1 rRNA gene is annotated in these 413 nt (G+C 53.3%); it reads left to right on the top strand.

The features are described from left to right. Nucleotides 1-413 (top strand): 23S ribosomal RNA (locus tag ET34_RS0118875); the annotation flags it as partial.

Raw genomic sequence — 413 nt, 5'->3', positions numbered from 1 at the left:
TCCCAAAGTCATGGTTAAGTGGGAAACGATGTGGGAAGGCACAGACAGCCAGGATGTTGGCTTAGAAGCAGCCATCATTTAAAGAAAGCGTAATAGCTCACTGGTCGAGTCGGCCTGCGCGGAAGATGTAACGGGGCTAAACCATGCACCGAAGCTGCGGCAGCGACACTATGTGTTGTTGGGTAGGGGAGCGTTCTGTAAGCCGTTGAAGGTGGACTGTGAGGTCTGCTGGAGGTATCAGAAGTGCGAATGCTGACATAAGTAACGATAAAGCGGGTGAAAAGCCCGCTCGCCGGAAGACCAAGGGTTCCTGTCCAACGTTAATCGGGGCAGGGTGAGTCGACCCCTAAGGCGAGGCCGAAAGGCGTAGTCGATGGGAAACAGGTTAATATTCCTGTACTCGGTGTTACTGC

Source organism: Siccibacter colletis (genome assembly GCF_000696575.1).
GTDB lineage: Bacteria > Pseudomonadota > Gammaproteobacteria > Enterobacterales > Enterobacteriaceae > Siccibacter > Siccibacter colletis.
The sequence above is the reverse complement of the archived record's forward strand: the minus strand, read 5'-3'. Positions and strand labels throughout refer to the sequence as shown.